At 67.9% G+C, this 13,750-nt stretch carries 12 protein-coding genes; 7 read left to right on the top strand and 5 right to left on the bottom strand.

The features are described 5' to 3' along the window. The first annotated feature begins 42 nt into the window (after positions 1-42). On the top strand, positions 43-3,726 hold the full coding sequence (locus B2U11_RS10485; RefSeq protein WP_292071591.1) for a PAS domain S-box protein: 3,684 nt from the start codon (positions 43-45) through the stop codon (positions 3,724-3,726). 79 nt (positions 3,727-3,805) lie between these two features. On the opposite strand, the gene B2U11_RS10490 is transcribed toward B2U11_RS10485, so the two are convergent. Together B2U11_RS10490 and B2U11_RS10495 are read right to left on the bottom strand one after the other, a co-directional pair. Then, positions 3,806-4,162 (bottom strand): DUF6481 family protein, encoded by a 357-nt coding sequence (locus tag B2U11_RS10490; RefSeq protein WP_292071593.1) that lies wholly within the window; start codon positions 4,160-4,162, stop codon positions 3,806-3,808. A gap of 228 nt (positions 4,163-4,390) precedes the next feature. Continuing rightward, on the bottom strand, positions 4,391-4,579 hold the full coding sequence (locus tag B2U11_RS10495; RefSeq protein ID WP_292071594.1) for a hypothetical protein: 189 nt from the start codon (positions 4,577-4,579) through the stop codon (positions 4,391-4,393). Positions 4,580-5,027: 448 nt separating this feature from the next. Between B2U11_RS10495 and B2U11_RS10500 the strand changes: the two genes are divergently transcribed. Further along, a complete protein-coding gene (locus tag B2U11_RS10500) occupies positions 5,028-6,191 on the top strand; it encodes a cell wall hydrolase (protein ID WP_292071596.1) in 1,164 nt (387 codons plus the stop codon). A gap of 62 nt (positions 6,192-6,253) precedes the next feature. Here the strand turns inward: B2U11_RS10500 and B2U11_RS10505 are convergent, their stop codons facing one another. Both B2U11_RS10505 and B2U11_RS10510 read right to left on the bottom strand, forming a co-directional pair. Next, positions 6,254-7,003 carry a DUF1365 domain-containing protein gene (locus B2U11_RS10505; protein WP_292071598.1) on the bottom strand — a complete coding sequence of 250 codons (750 nt, stop codon included), beginning with the start codon at positions 7,001-7,003 and terminating at the stop codon, positions 6,254-6,256. Further along, positions 7,000-8,340, bottom strand: a complete 1,341-nt coding sequence (locus B2U11_RS10510; protein WP_292071600.1) for an NAD(P)/FAD-dependent oxidoreductase — start codon at positions 8,338-8,340, stop codon at positions 7,000-7,002. Before B2U11_RS10510 ends, B2U11_RS10505 begins: the two co-directional genes overlap by 4 nt. A gap of 130 nt (positions 8,341-8,470) precedes the next feature. On the opposite strand from B2U11_RS10510, the gene B2U11_RS10515 reads away from it, so the two are divergent. The 5 genes from B2U11_RS10515 to B2U11_RS10535 are packed head-to-tail and all read left to right on the top strand — an operon-like array spanning position 8,471 to position 11,963. After that, positions 8,471-9,040 carry a sigma-70 family RNA polymerase sigma factor gene (locus B2U11_RS10515; protein ID WP_292071601.1) on the top strand — a complete coding sequence of 190 codons (570 nt, stop codon included), beginning with the start codon at positions 8,471-8,473 and terminating at the stop codon, positions 9,038-9,040. Beyond that, on the top strand, positions 9,037-9,678 hold the full coding sequence (locus B2U11_RS10520; RefSeq protein WP_292071603.1) for a ChrR family anti-sigma-E factor: 642 nt from the start codon (positions 9,037-9,039) through the stop codon (positions 9,676-9,678). Before B2U11_RS10515 ends, B2U11_RS10520 begins: the two co-directional genes overlap by 4 nt. Positions 9,679-9,733: 55 nt before the next feature. Then, entirely contained in the window at positions 9,734-10,519 is a 786-nt protein-coding gene (locus B2U11_RS10525) for a DUF1295 domain-containing protein (RefSeq protein WP_292071605.1), read from the top strand. An 11-nt stretch (positions 10,520-10,530) separates the two neighbouring features. Next, on the top strand, positions 10,531-11,550 hold the full coding sequence (locus tag B2U11_RS10530; RefSeq protein WP_292071607.1) for an SAM-dependent methyltransferase: 1,020 nt from the start codon (positions 10,531-10,533) through the stop codon (positions 11,548-11,550). 11 nt (positions 11,551-11,561) lie between these two features. Next, on the top strand, positions 11,562-11,963 hold the full coding sequence (locus tag B2U11_RS10535; RefSeq protein WP_349680723.1) for a DUF2177 family protein: 402 nt from the start codon (positions 11,562-11,564) through the stop codon (positions 11,961-11,963). A 25-nt stretch (positions 11,964-11,988) separates the two neighbouring features. On the opposite strand, the gene B2U11_RS10540 is transcribed toward B2U11_RS10535, so the two are convergent. Then, entirely contained in the window at positions 11,989-13,683 is a 1,695-nt protein-coding gene (locus tag B2U11_RS10540; protein WP_292071609.1) for a cisplatin damage response ATP-dependent DNA ligase, read from the bottom strand. Positions 13,684-13,750: the final 67 nt, after the last annotated feature.

Genomic DNA, 13,750 nt, shown 5'->3' on the forward strand with positions numbered 1-13,750 from the left:
CAGCGCGCAGGGCGTGTCGACGCGCTTGGGGGATGACAGGGAATGAGCAGAGCGGCTTTCGCCAAGGCCCTCTCCGGCGTCGACGCTCTCCTGATGCGGCTTCCTCGCCAACGACAGAAATCGGCCTTGGGGGCGGTCCTGATCGGTTTGGGTTGCGCCGTCGCCGCCCTGGTCGTGCGCGCTGCGGCGGCCCGCTACTACGCGGAAATCTCGGGTTTCATCATCCTTTTGCCCGCGGTGATCATCGCGGCGGCGGCGGCCGGCCGCGCCGGCGGCTGGACGGCGCTCGCGACCTGCCTCGCGGGCGGATGGGCGGTCGTCATCCTCACCACGCCCGAGGGGCGGGCCATGCCGCCGAACTTGGGCCGCGTGGCCACGACCAACTTCCTTGTCGTGGGGCTGTTCTGCACCGAGATGGGCGCCTGGCTGAGGCGCAGCCTGCACCGGCTGGAGGATTCCCTGGCGGAACTCACGCGCAGCCGCGCCGAACTGCAGGCCCTGGTCGACCAGTCAGCCGCCGGCATCGTCCGGCTGGACCGCGAGGGTCGCATCACCGCGATCAACGCCCGCTACGCCGAGCTTCTCGGGCTTTCGCCGCAAGAGGCGGTCGGGCGGGCCACATTGGACGTGTCGCACCCCGAGGACGCCGAGGACACCCTGGCCTCCCTCAAGGCCATCGCCGATGGCCGCACCGGCGATCAGTTCATCAAGCGTTACGTTCATCCCGACGGCCGGGTGATCTGGGCGCTGGTCAGCGTGCGCGCCTTGCTGGGGCCGGACGGCGCGCCGATGGGATATGTCGCCGGCGGCGTCGACATCACCGCGACGCGCGAGGCCGAGGCGGCGATGCGGGAGAGCGAGGGCCGCTTCCGCATGCTGGCCGACATCGCGCCCGCGCCCATCTGGCTGACCGATGCGCGAGGGGGGATTCAATTCGCCAACGCCGCCCTGGTCGATTTCTGTGGGCCGGACAGCCCCGCCCTGTCCGGCCAGGGCTGGCGCGCCCTCATCCACGCCGAGGACGCCGACCGCGTCCTGGCCGGGCAGATACAGGCCCGTGACGACCGCGCCCCCCATGCCTTCGAGGCCCGTTTCCGTCGCCAGGACGACGCCTGGCGCTGGATGCGCGTCGTGGTCAAGCCGCGCCTGGACGATGCGGGCGGCCTTCTGGGTTACGCCGGAATGGCCTTCGACATCACCGAAAGCCGGCAGGCCCTGGACGCCGCAGCCCGTCAGCAGCGACGCCAGGCCTTCCTTCTGGCCCTGGTCGACCGTCTGCGCGACATGACGGAGCCGCTGGCCATCATGACCGAGGTCGAACGCGCGCTGGGCGATCTTCTGGAGGTCCACCGCGTCGGCTACGGCGAGGTGGACGAAGGCGCCGGCGAGGTCTCCATGACGCGCGATTGGACCGACGGCGTGGTCAGCGCCCGCGGCCGTTTCAGCCTGCAGGACCTCGGCGCTCCGCTGATCGCCGACCTCGCCGCCGGCGAGACCGTCCGTGTCGAGGACGTGCGCGAAGATCCCCGAACGGCGCAGGCGGCGGCGGCTTTCGAGGCCCTGCAGACGCGCGCCCTGATGCGTGCGCCCCTGATCCGCAGCGGCCGGCTGCGCGCCTTCCTGTATGTCCATTCCGCCCAGCCCCGGCGTTGGACGGATGCCGAAGCCGCCCTGTTGGAAGAAGTCGCCGCGCGCACCTGGGCCCAGATCGAACGCGCCCGCGCCGAGGCCGAGACCCGAGAGAGCGAGGCGCGCTTCCGCGCCGTCGCCGACACGGCCCCCGTGCTGATCTGGGTCACAGCCAAGGATCGAAGCCGAACCTTCGTGAACCAGGCCTATGTCGACTTCTATGGCTCGACCTACGAGGCGGCCCGAACCGCCGACTGGCGCGCCAGCCTGCATCCCGACGACCAGCAGCGCATCCTCGAGGAATCCTTGGCTGGAGAAGCGACCGGAGAGCCGTTCTCGATGGAGGCGCGCTATCGCCGCCATGACGGGACCTGGCGCTGGCTCAAGTCCTTCTCCCGCCCCCGGACGAGCGGATCGGAGGTCGTGGGCTTCGTGGGCGTGGCCTTCGACGTCACCGACATGCGCGACGCCCAGGCGCGATTGGAGGAATCCGAAAGCCGGTTCCGCACCGTCGCCGACAGCGCGCCGGTCCTGGTCTGGATGACCGACGACGCCGCCCAGATCGTCTTCGCCAACCGCCTCTATCGCACCTTCTTCGGCGTGCGGTCGGAACGGCAGTTGCGCGACAGCTGGCGGCGCCTGATCCATCCCGACGACGAGACCGTCTTCACCGGCGCCTTCATGCGCGCCTTCGAGGCCCGCGACCGTTTCGAAGCGCTCAGTCGGGTCAACCATCCGACGCTGGGCCAGCGCTGGCTGCGCACGGAGGGCGTGCCGCGCTTCGACGCCGAGGGCGTCTTTCAGGGCTATGTCGGCGCCAGTCTGGACGTCACCGAAGCCAAGCGCGCCGAGGACGATCTCAAGCGCATCAACGAGCTTCTGGAGGACCGCGTCGGCGAAGCCTTGGCCGAAAAGGCGCAAGCCGAGGCGCAACTGCTCCACGCCCAGCGCTTGGAGGCGGTCGGCCGCCTGACCGGCGGCGTCGCCCACGACTTCAACAATCTGCTCACAGTGGTGATCGGCGCTCTCGACATCATCCTGCGCAGCGACGACCCGGCCAAACGCAGAAAGCTGGGCGAAGCGGCCCTGTCGGCCGCGCGGCGCGGCGAAAGCCTGACCCATCAGTTGCTGGCCTTCTCGCGACGCCAGCCCCTTCGACCCGAGGCCGTCGACCTGAACGCCCTCATCCGGGAAGGCGAGCCCCTGATGCGTCGCGCCGTCGGGGAAGCAGTCGACTTCCAGGTCCGGCTGAAGCGTGGCGGCGCGCGGGTCAACGTGGACCCGGCCCAGTTCGAGGCCGCCCTGTTGAACCTGATAGTCAACGCCCGCGACGCCCTGGGCGATGTCACGGGAGATCACGACGACGATGCGCCGCGACGTCCCGCGCGCGTTTCCATCCGCACCCAGTCGTGCGAGATCGGCGCCGACGAAACGCCCGACCTTCCGGCCGGCCGATATGTCTGCGTGATCGTTTCAGACACCGGCGCCGGCATGACGCCCGAGGTCATCGACCGGGTGTTCGAGCCCTTCTTCACCACCAAGGCGGTCGGCAAGGGCACCGGCCTGGGACTGAGCCAGGTTTATGGATTCGCCCGTCAATCGGGGGGCGGCGTCCGGGTCTCCTCGACGGTCGGCCGCGGCACGGAAATCCGCCTCTATCTTCCTCCGCTCGCGAAAGCCGAGGCCCCGGCGCAAGGACTGAAGCGCTCGACGCCCATGTCCGAACCCGCCTTCGCTGGGGGGCGCCGCCTCCTGCTTGTCGAGGACGACGCCAATGTGGCGGCCGTCGCCGTCGATCTGCTCGAGGGCTTCGGGTTCAAGGTGCGTCTGGCCGAAACCGGAGAGGCCGCCCTGGCCGCCCTGGCCGAGACCCCTTTCGATCTCATGCTGACCGACGTGGTCATGCCGGGCGGGATGAGCGGCGTGGATCTGGCGCGACGGGCCGCGCGCGAATGGCCGGACATGCGTATCGCCCTGACCAGCGGTTATGTCGGCGACGACGTGGAGGGCGTTTTGGCCAACGCGCCGTGGCCCTTCCTGCGCAAGCCGTATTCCGCCGACCAGCTCCGCCGCCTGGTCGAAGGCCCCCCGGTCTAGCCATCACGATGGCGGACACGAAAAAGCGCGCCGCGGTAAACCGGGCGCGCCTTTCCTTCGGATATTGCGACGGCTGGCCTTAGCGGCGCGCCTTGCGGGCCGCGTAACGCGCATCGCGCCGGGCCTTCTGCTCTTCCTTGGTCAGTTGCTTGCGGGCCTTGCGGTCGGCCCGCTTCTCGGCGTCGATCGCTTCCTGAGCCTCGCGCTCAGCCGCCATGCGCGCGGCTTCCTTCTCGGCCTTTTCGCGGCGCACCTCGGCCTTGGCCAGTTCATGCTGCTGGCGCAGCGCCTCCTTTTCGGCGGCGCGCTTCTCGGCCAACCGCTCGAATTCGGGATCGGGTGCGGCGGGCTTGGGCTTGAACTTGGCGAGCAGGGCCTTCTTGGCTTCCTGCTGGGCGGTCAGGCGGTCGGTGAATCCGGTCTTGATGTCTCTCATGCGAGCGAGCGCTGTTTCCTTGTGAGCGGCCGCGTCGGCGGCCATCGAGGGTCAGGCGGCGAAAGGCGCACGGCCCGAAGCGGCCGCACAAAGCCTAAACCGGCGGCGAAATCAAGGTCCGAAGCGGTCGATGGCAGGCGTTCGGCGCGGGCCGCCTGAACAAGCCGCGCCATGTGTCGCAGATAGGTCGCGCCTCTCGGGATGCAAGGCGCGACCTTGTAACCAGCGTCAGTTCGGCTTCTGAACGTGGGCGGCGGCTGTGCCGGCGGCGCCGCCGACCGCGGCGCCGACGGGCCCGGCGACGACGGCGCCGGCCACGGCGCCGGTGGCCGCCTTCTGTTCTACGGTGGTCCCGCAGGCCGCGAGAGCGAGAGCGAGGGCGGCGGCGGTCAGGGTCAGGATGGCGGTGCGGGTCATGATGTCCTCCAATGGCTCCGCTTCAAACACCCGTGCGCCGCTCCAGTTCCCGAATCCGCGCGACAAAGCATCACAACATCAGTTTAGGCCGCCCCCTGCGCACAGGCCTCGCTCAACGTAAGCTTATGCCTCCCACCGCTGTCCAGTCGATGAAAGTATTCGAACTTTAACCCAAAGCATATTGCTTCCCATCTCATACCTATTCATCGATCAGCCGCCCAAGATCTCGCCTTATCGGCGCCTCAAACATGAAACTTCAGCGCCTAAACCGTCAGCTTGCGAATCGACCACATTAGGGTCACAAACAGCGCTATATAGGCCCGTCCTCGACGTCCGGGCCCGTGAGCCGAACGTCGTCTGCAGGCTGGAACGCGACCGTCAGAGTCGCCCGGCCGGCGAGACTACCCCCGGGGGCGGCGTTTCCAGCCCTGCTGACTAGGATACTACGTTGTCGCATTCCTCGCAGACGCGCGCCGTTTCGGCTGCCGATCGTGTGGCGAAGATCAAGCCTGTCCACGCGGCCGCCGCTTTCGGCGGTCTGGTGGGACTGGCGATCGGCGCCGCCTATCTGGGCGGCGTTGCGGCGCAGGCGACGACCGTGCGCGCTCAGGCCGAACGTATCCAGGGCGCCACCGCCGCCGGCTTCACCGAGGAAGCCCTTTCCGCCGCCGCCGGCGGCCTGGACGCCAGTGCGCTTGCGATCGCCCGACGTCATGATCCCTACACCAGCGCGGGCTCGGCCCAGCGCGACCGCCAGGCCGAACTCCTGGCCGCCCGCCTGGAGCAGCTCCGGGCCAACCCCGGCGATCCGAACCTTCGTCGCGCCAGCCTGTCCGCTCCCACGCCGGCCCAGCCCTTCCGCATGGATCACGCGCTGGACGCCAGCCGCGACCTCGATTGCCTGACCCAGGCCGTCTATTACGAAGCGCGCGGCGAGGGCCGCGACGGCATGAGCGCGGTGGCCCAGGTGGTCCTGAACCGCGTTCGCCACCCCGCCTTCCCCAAGAGCGTATGCGGCGTGGTCTATCAGGGCGCCGCGCGCCGCACCGGCTGCCAATTCTCCTTCACCTGCTCGGGCGTGATGCGCGGACGCGTCAATCAGGCCGCCTGGAACCGCGCCCGCGACGTCGCCTCGAAGGCGCTTTCGGGCGGCGTGTACGCCGCGGTCGGAAACGCCACTCACTTCCACACCACCGGCGTGTCGCCGGCGTGGCGCGGATCGCTGGTGCGGGTCAGCCAGGTCGGCAGTCATCTGTTCTATCGTTTCGGCGGTCGGTCGGGCTCGCGCGGCGCCTTCACCTACGCCCCCCGCCCCTCGACGGATGCTGATCAACCGCGCCTGATCCAAGCTGCGATCAACCCCGTGGAAGCCGCGCGTCAGGCCGGCGAGGCTGTCGCCTATTCTCTCGTCCTCGCCCAGGAAGGCCGGACCCTGCCCGAGACCGCGCCCACCGCGAACATGAATGCCGCCAAGCCCGCCCCGCAGCGCGGCGCCCAGACGCCCGCTTCGTCTTCGCCGCCCGCCTCCGCACCGCGCGCTCAGTCGACGGCGACCGCGCGCCCGGCCGGCCCCGCTGAATCCGACGCTGCCGCTTCCGCCAACGCCGTCTGATCTCGCGTTCATCGTTGCGCGACTACCGCTTGTCGGGTCGTCGAAATCCGGCTGTTGATCCCTCAAGCCCCATCCGGCGATGGAGCAGGATGCAGGGGGACGCGCTTGAGCCACAGCTTCAGCGCCTCCCAGTGGATCGCCGCCAAGACCTTGAGCGTCAGCAGGGGCATGGCCAAGGCGGCGCGCAGGATCGCGCCGTCCGTCAGGGCGTGGCGACGGCCTGTCATTGAGGCGGCGATCAGGAGACCGTCCTTGTCCGAGCCGTTGATTTTTAGCGCCATGTGGTCGTCCGGCGCACGGCCCTGAAACGCATAACGCATCTCCATGCCCATGAAGGGCGAGACGTGCAGCGCCTTTGTCGCCTGCTGGCGAAACATCCCCTTCCCCGTCACGCCGTCCACGGGCAGGACATAGGCGTGTCTCTCGCCGAATGTGCTTGAAACCTCATAGATCACGGCCGCCAGCCGCCCGTCGGCGGCGTGGCAGTAGTACAGGCTGATCGGATTGAAGACGTAGCCCAGGACGCGCGGCATGGTCAGCAGCCGCACGACGCCACCCTGGACGTCGACGCCTGCCCGTCTCAAGTGAAGCTGCACCTGGTCAAGGAGGGGCGTCGTCGATCCGTCGCCGTGATCCTGATCGTGAAATCCCAGCAGGTTGAAGCGATTGCGCGACAAAAGCCGCAACTTCGCATCGATTTCGTCCAGTTCAGCTAGATCCAGCAACAACCAAAAGACCCGATAGCGAAGCCTGTGCTCGCGGGGACGAAGACGCCTGTGCGTCACCTCGCCGCGATAAAGGGCGGATTTCACGCCACACGCTCCAGCCCCGCAGGGCTGGGGATGATGTTGATGCGTCCGCTCTCGTTGTCGACCGACCATGGACGGCGCACGCTGCCGAGCTGTTCGGCCACCGCCAGACCGGACTGAAGGCCATCCTCATGGAACCCTGCGCCGAAGTGGGCGCCGCAATACCAGACACCGCCCTGCCCCTGCAGCGTCCACAGCGCCTTCTGCGCGCGGATCGCGGCCGGGTCAAAGATCGGGTGCTCGTAGATTTCCGTCCTCAGCAGCGTCTCCGAGCGCGGCGGGCGCGGAGGATTCAGCGTGACGAAAAGGTCGGGGCCAGGCAGCCCCTGCAGCCGGTTCATCCAATAGCTGACGCACAGACCGCCCTCGACGCCGATGTAATTCCATGCGGCCCAAGCGCGTCGACGACGCGGCATCAGGCTGGCGTCCGAGTGCAGGACCGTCAGATTGCGGCTGTAGCGGAAGGCGCCGAGCAGCGCGCGCTCAGCGTCGGTCGGCTGGGCCAACATCGCCAGCGCCTGGTCGGCGTGGGCGCCGATCACGACGTGGTCGAAACGATCCGTGCGCCCTTGACTGTCCAGCACCTCGACCTGGCCATCGACACGCCGGACCTCGATCGCGCCGTTAGCCAACCGGACGCCCTCGCCCAGGTCTTGCACAAGACGGGACACATAGGCGCGGCTGCCGCCCTGGACTGTGCGCCAGACCGGGCGTCCGGTCAGCTTCAGCAGGCCATGATTGCCGCAAAAGCGGATGAAGGATTCGGCCGGATAGTCCATCAGGGTGTGCGCCGGAGACGACCAGATGGCCGCGGCCATGGGCAACAGATGGTCGTCCCGGAAGGCTTCGCTGAAGCCTTCGCGCTTGAGATAGTCGCCGAGCGTCAGATTGGGGTCCGACAGCGTCGCCAACTGCGCCGGAGCGTCCCGATAGAACCGCAGGATTTCCCGCAGCATGGTCCAGAAGCGAGGGCGGAAGGCGTTTCGCCTCTGCGCGAACAGGGCCGGCGCGGCGTATTCGAAGCGACCTTCGTCCAGCGACACCGCGAACGACATGTCGGTCGCACGGCTGGCGACGCCCAAGTGCTCGAACAGAGCCACCAGGTTTGGATAGGTGGCGTCATTGAAGACGATGAAGCCGGTGTCCACGGGCGTGGTCCCGGCCGGCCCCTGGACGTCGACCGTATTGGTGTGACCGCCCAGCCGGTCGGCCTGCTCATAGACCACCACCTTGTGACGACGGGCCAGCAGCCAGGCGCAGGACAGGGCCGATATGCCCGACCCCACGACCGCGATCCGCAACGGCCGGGTCGTGGTTTCGGAACGGTTGGCGATCGGCATGAAGACTCCGGCGTGACTTTAGGCTTCGATACGTCGCGTCGGCGCGTTCGGATGTTGTCATCCGCCGACGTCCACAGCGCGTATAAGGACCATGCATGATACGGTCGCCCTATCGCCGGTACGTCGCCCCATGAGCTCGAATTACGGTGCTCGGGACGAAAACGGCCAACTGATCCAGGCGGTCGCGATCCGCCGCGACCGAGAAGCCTTCGCCCGTCTGTTCGAATACTTCGCCCCCAGGCTGAAGGCCTACCTGATGCACGCCGGCGCCCCGGCCGGCGCAGCCGAGGATTTCGCCCAGGACGCGATGCTGACGGTCTGGAGAAAGGCGGATCTCTTCGATCCCACCCGCGCCAGCGCGGCGACGTGGATCTTCACCATCGCTCGCAATCGTCGACTGGACGTTCTGCGCAAGGAATCCCGCCCCTTGCCCGTCGCCGATCTCAGCCTTCTGCCGGACGAACCGGATCGCCCGGACGACCTGCTGTCGGGCGCCGAAGAGGCCGCCCGCCTGACCGAGGCCATGCGAAGCCTGTCGCCCGACCATGTCGAGGTGCTGCGCCTGGCCTTCTTCCAAGGCGCCGCCCATTCGGAAATCGCCCGTCATCTCGACCTTCCCCTGGGGACCGTGAAATCCCGCATCCGCAAGGCCATGATAAAGCTTCGTATCGCGCTTGAACCGCTGAGGGGGATAGAATGACCCCGATGCGCCATTCCGTTTCCGACGACCGCCTCCTGGCCTATGCGGCCGGAGCGCTGAGCTCGCCAGAGGCCCTGGTGGTCGCCACGCACCTGTGGATGCGTCCGCAGGCCGGCGCCTTCGCGCGCCGGCTCGAGGCCGTGGGCGGGCGCCTGCTGGAAGACATCCCGCCTGAACCCCTCCCCGCCGACGCCCTGGCCCGCGTCATGGCCCGAGCCGAGACCGATGCAGGGGCGGCGGTGCCCGCTTTGCCGCTGAACGACATGCCGCAACTGCCCGAGCCGCTTCGCCGCCATGCGCTCGGTCCCTGGCGATGGATGGGGCCGGGTGTGCGTGTGCGTGACGTGCTGGGCCCGCGCGCCGGCGACTGCCGTGTCATTCTGCTGGACATCCAGCCCGGCCGGGTGATGCCCCGCCATACGCACGGCGGCGTGGAGCTGACTTGCGTGTTGTCCGGCGCTTACGCCACCGACGACGAACGGTTCGACAAGGGCGACCTGGAAGAAGCGGATCAAGAGACCCTGCACCAGCCCCGGGTCGTTTCCGACGAGCCTTGCCTGTGCGTGGCCGCGTTGGACGGACAGATTCTGCTCGACGGCTGGCTGGGCCGCCTGATCCAACCGTTCATCCGCCTCTAGGGGCGCATCCGGGCGACGGCTTCGCTCGTAGAGTTCGTGAACGCTAGGAGGGATCATGCTGGTCATCGTCGTTTGCGCCGCCCTGGCCGTCATCGCCCTGTCGCTCGCTTGGGTGATCGTGCGCTTCGCTGGCGACGGCGGCTGGACCGATGTGGTGTGGACCCTGTCGATCGGCGCGATTGGCGCCTTGGCCGCGCTGTGGCCGGCGGAGGACGCCGTCGTCGCGCGTCAGCTTCTTGTGGCGGTGTTGATCGGGCTGTGGGCGCTACGTCTGGGCGGCTATATCGCGCTGCGCACCGCGCGCTCCGACACGCCGGATCCGCGGTATGAGCGCTTCAAAAAGGAATGGGGGGGCTGGGGCTTCAAGGCCTGGGCTTTCCTGATGATACAGGCCGCGACCGTCGCGGTGCTGACTGTTTCGCTTAGAGCCGCCGCCATCCGTCCCGAAGCTGATCTCGGGTGGCGCGACGCCCTGGCGGGTCTGATCGTTCTGGTCGCGGTTGGAGGGGAGACGCTTGCCGACCGACAGATGGCCGTCTTCCGCCGCGATCCGTCGAACAAGGGCAAGGTGGCCGACACGGGTCTTTGGGCCTGGTCCCGGCACCCGAACTATTTCTTCGAATGGACCGTCTGGCTGGCGTGGCTGGTGATGGCGCTGAGCGTGGACCATCCCTTCGGCTGGCTGTCTCTGATTGCTCCGGCGATGATGTGGTGGCTGCTCAACCACGTCAGCGGCGTGCCGATGCTGGAGGCGCAAATGCTGAAGTCCAGACCCCAGGCCTATCGCGCTTACCAGGACCGCGTATCCCGCTTCTTTCCCCTTCCACCCAAGGCCCGCTGACCGGAGGCGTCATGCCCTTATCCGCCCTGCTGCGCTCCGCCCAGGACGCGCCCGCGCCGGACTTCATCGTCCGCCCAGCCATCGCCGCCATGGTGGCGGGTGCGCGCAAGACGCTTCACGACGCGCCCGGCGCTGACGCCCGCTTCGCCCGGGAGATGGCCGAGCGCGTGATCGCCGAGCATGTGGAGGCCGCCAACGCTCAGCACTATGAGCTGCCGGCCGAGTTCTTCCGCATCTGCCTGGGTCCACGACTGAAATATTCCTGCTGCCTCTACCCCACCGGAACCGAAAGCCTGGCTCAGGCCGAGGAGGCGGCGCTGGCGGAGACCGCGATGCACGCCGGCCTCGCTGACGGCCAGACCGTTCTCGAACTGGGCTGCGGCTGGGGCTCGCTGTCGCTGTGGATGGCCGAGCGCTATCCCGCGTCGACCATCACCGCCGTGTCGAACTCGGCCGGTCAGCGCGCATTCATAGAGGCCCAAGCCCGCGAGCGCGGCCTGTCGAACCTGACCGTTCTCACGCGCGACATGAACGTCTTTGACACCGACCGGCGCTTTGACCGCATCGTCTCGGTCGAAATGTTCGAGCACATGGCGAACTGGCGCGCTTTGTTGACCCGCGCGCGGCGGTGGCTGGCGCCCGAGGGCCGAATGTTCATCCACGTCTTTTCACACCGGACGACCCCGTATCGCTTCGACTCATCGGACCGATCCGACTTCATCGCCCAGCACTTCTTCACCGGCGGCGTAATGCCCAGCCACGGCCTGATGCGGCAATACGCGGACCTGTTCGAGATCGAGCAGGACTGGCGCTGGAGCGGCGTCCATTACCAGCGGACGGCGCTGGATTGGCTCGCCAACATGGACGGCCAGCCCGAGGCTGTGGGGCGCATCATGCGCGACGTCTATGGCGATCAGGCGCAGCTGTGGACACGGCGCTGGCGGCGCTTCTACTTGGCCACCGCCGGCCTGTTCGGCGATAGCGACGGTCGCGAATGGGGCGTCAGCCATTATCGTCTTCGCGCTGTCTGAAGGGGGCTATCATGCGGTATCTGCTGGCTTATCTAGGAAGCGGACTGACCATGGGCGTATTGGACGCCATATGGCTTACGCTGATGGCCCCGCGTCTGTATCAGCCCGCGATCGGCGAACTGATGGCGGCCCGTCCCAACATGCGCGCCGCCATCGCCTTCTATCTGATCTATGTTTTCGGCGTGGTCTTCCTGGCGGTTATGCCGGCGCTGCGCGAGGGGTCCGCCCTACGCGCGGCGATCATGGGCGGTGTTCTGGGCCTTGTCGCCTACGCCACCTACGATCTGACCAACCAGGCCACCCTGCGGATCTGGCCGACCCACATCACCCTGATCGACCTCGCCTGGGGCGTCTTCCTGACGACGACGGCCGCGCTGGGCGGTTACTGGCTGGCGAATCGCTTTTCGTCCTGACGACGCGGATATCCCGCGCGTCGGATCAGTCGCCGGCGACGGCGATGCGCCCGCCGCCGCTTTCGATGGCGTCCAGCAGGTCCATTACGTCATCCAGCGTATTGGCCTCGCGCGCGGGCTTGTCCCAGCGGATTCGACTGATGCGGGGAAACCGCATGGCCACCCCGGACTTGTGCCGGCTGGAGCGTTGCAGGCCTTCGAAAGCGATCTCCAGCACCAGGCCGAAATCGCGCTCGGCCCGAACCGACCGCACAGGTCCAAAGCGATCGACGGTGTGATCGCGCACGAACTTGTCCAACTGCTTCAGTTCCTCGTCCGTGAAGCCGAAATAGGCCTTGCCCACGGGCGTCAGCGCCCCCTCTTCGGTCCAGACCCCGAAGGTGTAGTCGGAATAGAAACTAGACCGCTTGCCGTGGCCGCGCTGGGCGTACATCAGCACGGCGTCGATGACGTGCGGGTCGCGCTTCCACTTGAACCAAGGCCCCTTGGGCCGCCCGGCAAGATAGGGGCTGTCCCAACGCTTCAGCATCAGGCCCTCTGCGGCCGCGCCGACCGGAGGATCGGCCCTCAGACGACCCAGGGCGTCCCAGCTGGCGTAGTCGACCAGCGGCGACAGCCGAAGACGGTCGCCGGGATGGGTCTCCACCAGGGCTTCCAGCCTGACGCGTCGTTCCGTCAGCGGAAGCGCCCGAAGGTCCTCGCCATTCCAGGCCAGCAGATCGTAGGCCAGAACGCCGGCCGGATGAGCGGCCATCAGCTTGGCGTCCACGGTCTTGCGATTGAGCCGCTGCTGCAGATCGCCGAACGGCGCGGGCCGGCCGTCGCGCAGCACCAGAAGCTCGCCGTCGATGGCGCCGTCGAAGTCGAGGCTTTCCATTACATCGGGAAAGGCGCCGGAAATCTCGTCGCCAGTGCGGGAATAGAGCCGCGCGACGCCGCCTTCCCGCACAGCCTGGACCCGGATCCCGTCCCACTTCCATTCGGCGGCGTAGTCTGCGGGTGAAAGCTTCGGAAAATCGACCGCCTCATCGATAGCGACCGCCAGCATCACGGGCCGAAAACGTCCCGGTGCGTCGGGACTGGGGCGCTCGGCACGCCCCTCCAGCCAGGCGAACAGGTCGGCGTAGGGTGGATCGACGGCGTGCCAGACCTCCTCGATGTCCGAAACGTCCACCGCCGTCAGGGCCGTCTGCGCCTCGTCGCCATCGGGGTTGGGCGGTTGCGTGATCGCGGTCGGCCGGATCATGGCCGCCGCCGTCTTGGCCAGCCGCGCAGACAGACCGATGCGGAGCCCGCCGGTGACCAGTTTCAGAAGGGCCCAGCGCCCCTTGGGCTGCAACGCGTCCAGCCAGGCCTCGATCAGCGGCTGGACCTCGCCGCGCTTTGCGCGCATCAGCGCATCGACCACCTCGGCCAGTTCCGGCTCGCGATTGGGGCGATAGTCCGCCGGCGACGGCCAGAGCAGGGCCACCGTCTCGGCCAGGTCGCCGACATAGTCGTAGGACCAGCCGAACAGGACCGGATCGACCCGCCCCTCCACCGCCTTGCGGATCAGGGCCGGCTTGGCCGCCTTGAAACTGAGGTCCCCGGTCAGCGCCGCCAGCGCCCAGCCCCGATCCGGATCCGGGGTGGCCTTCAGATAGTCGCGCACGAGCACCAGCTTGGCGTTGCGCGACGCCGTCAGGGACAGGCGATCCAGAAGCTCGGCGAAAGCGCGCATGGTTATCCGTCAGGGGCGCCGAAAGCGTCGCCGAAGGGACAACGGAAAACGCCGCGCAGGTTTCCCC

This window comes from Brevundimonas sp. UBA7534 (assembly GCF_002479325.1).
In the GTDB taxonomy this organism is placed as follows: Bacteria; Pseudomonadota; Alphaproteobacteria; order Caulobacterales; family Caulobacteraceae; genus Brevundimonas.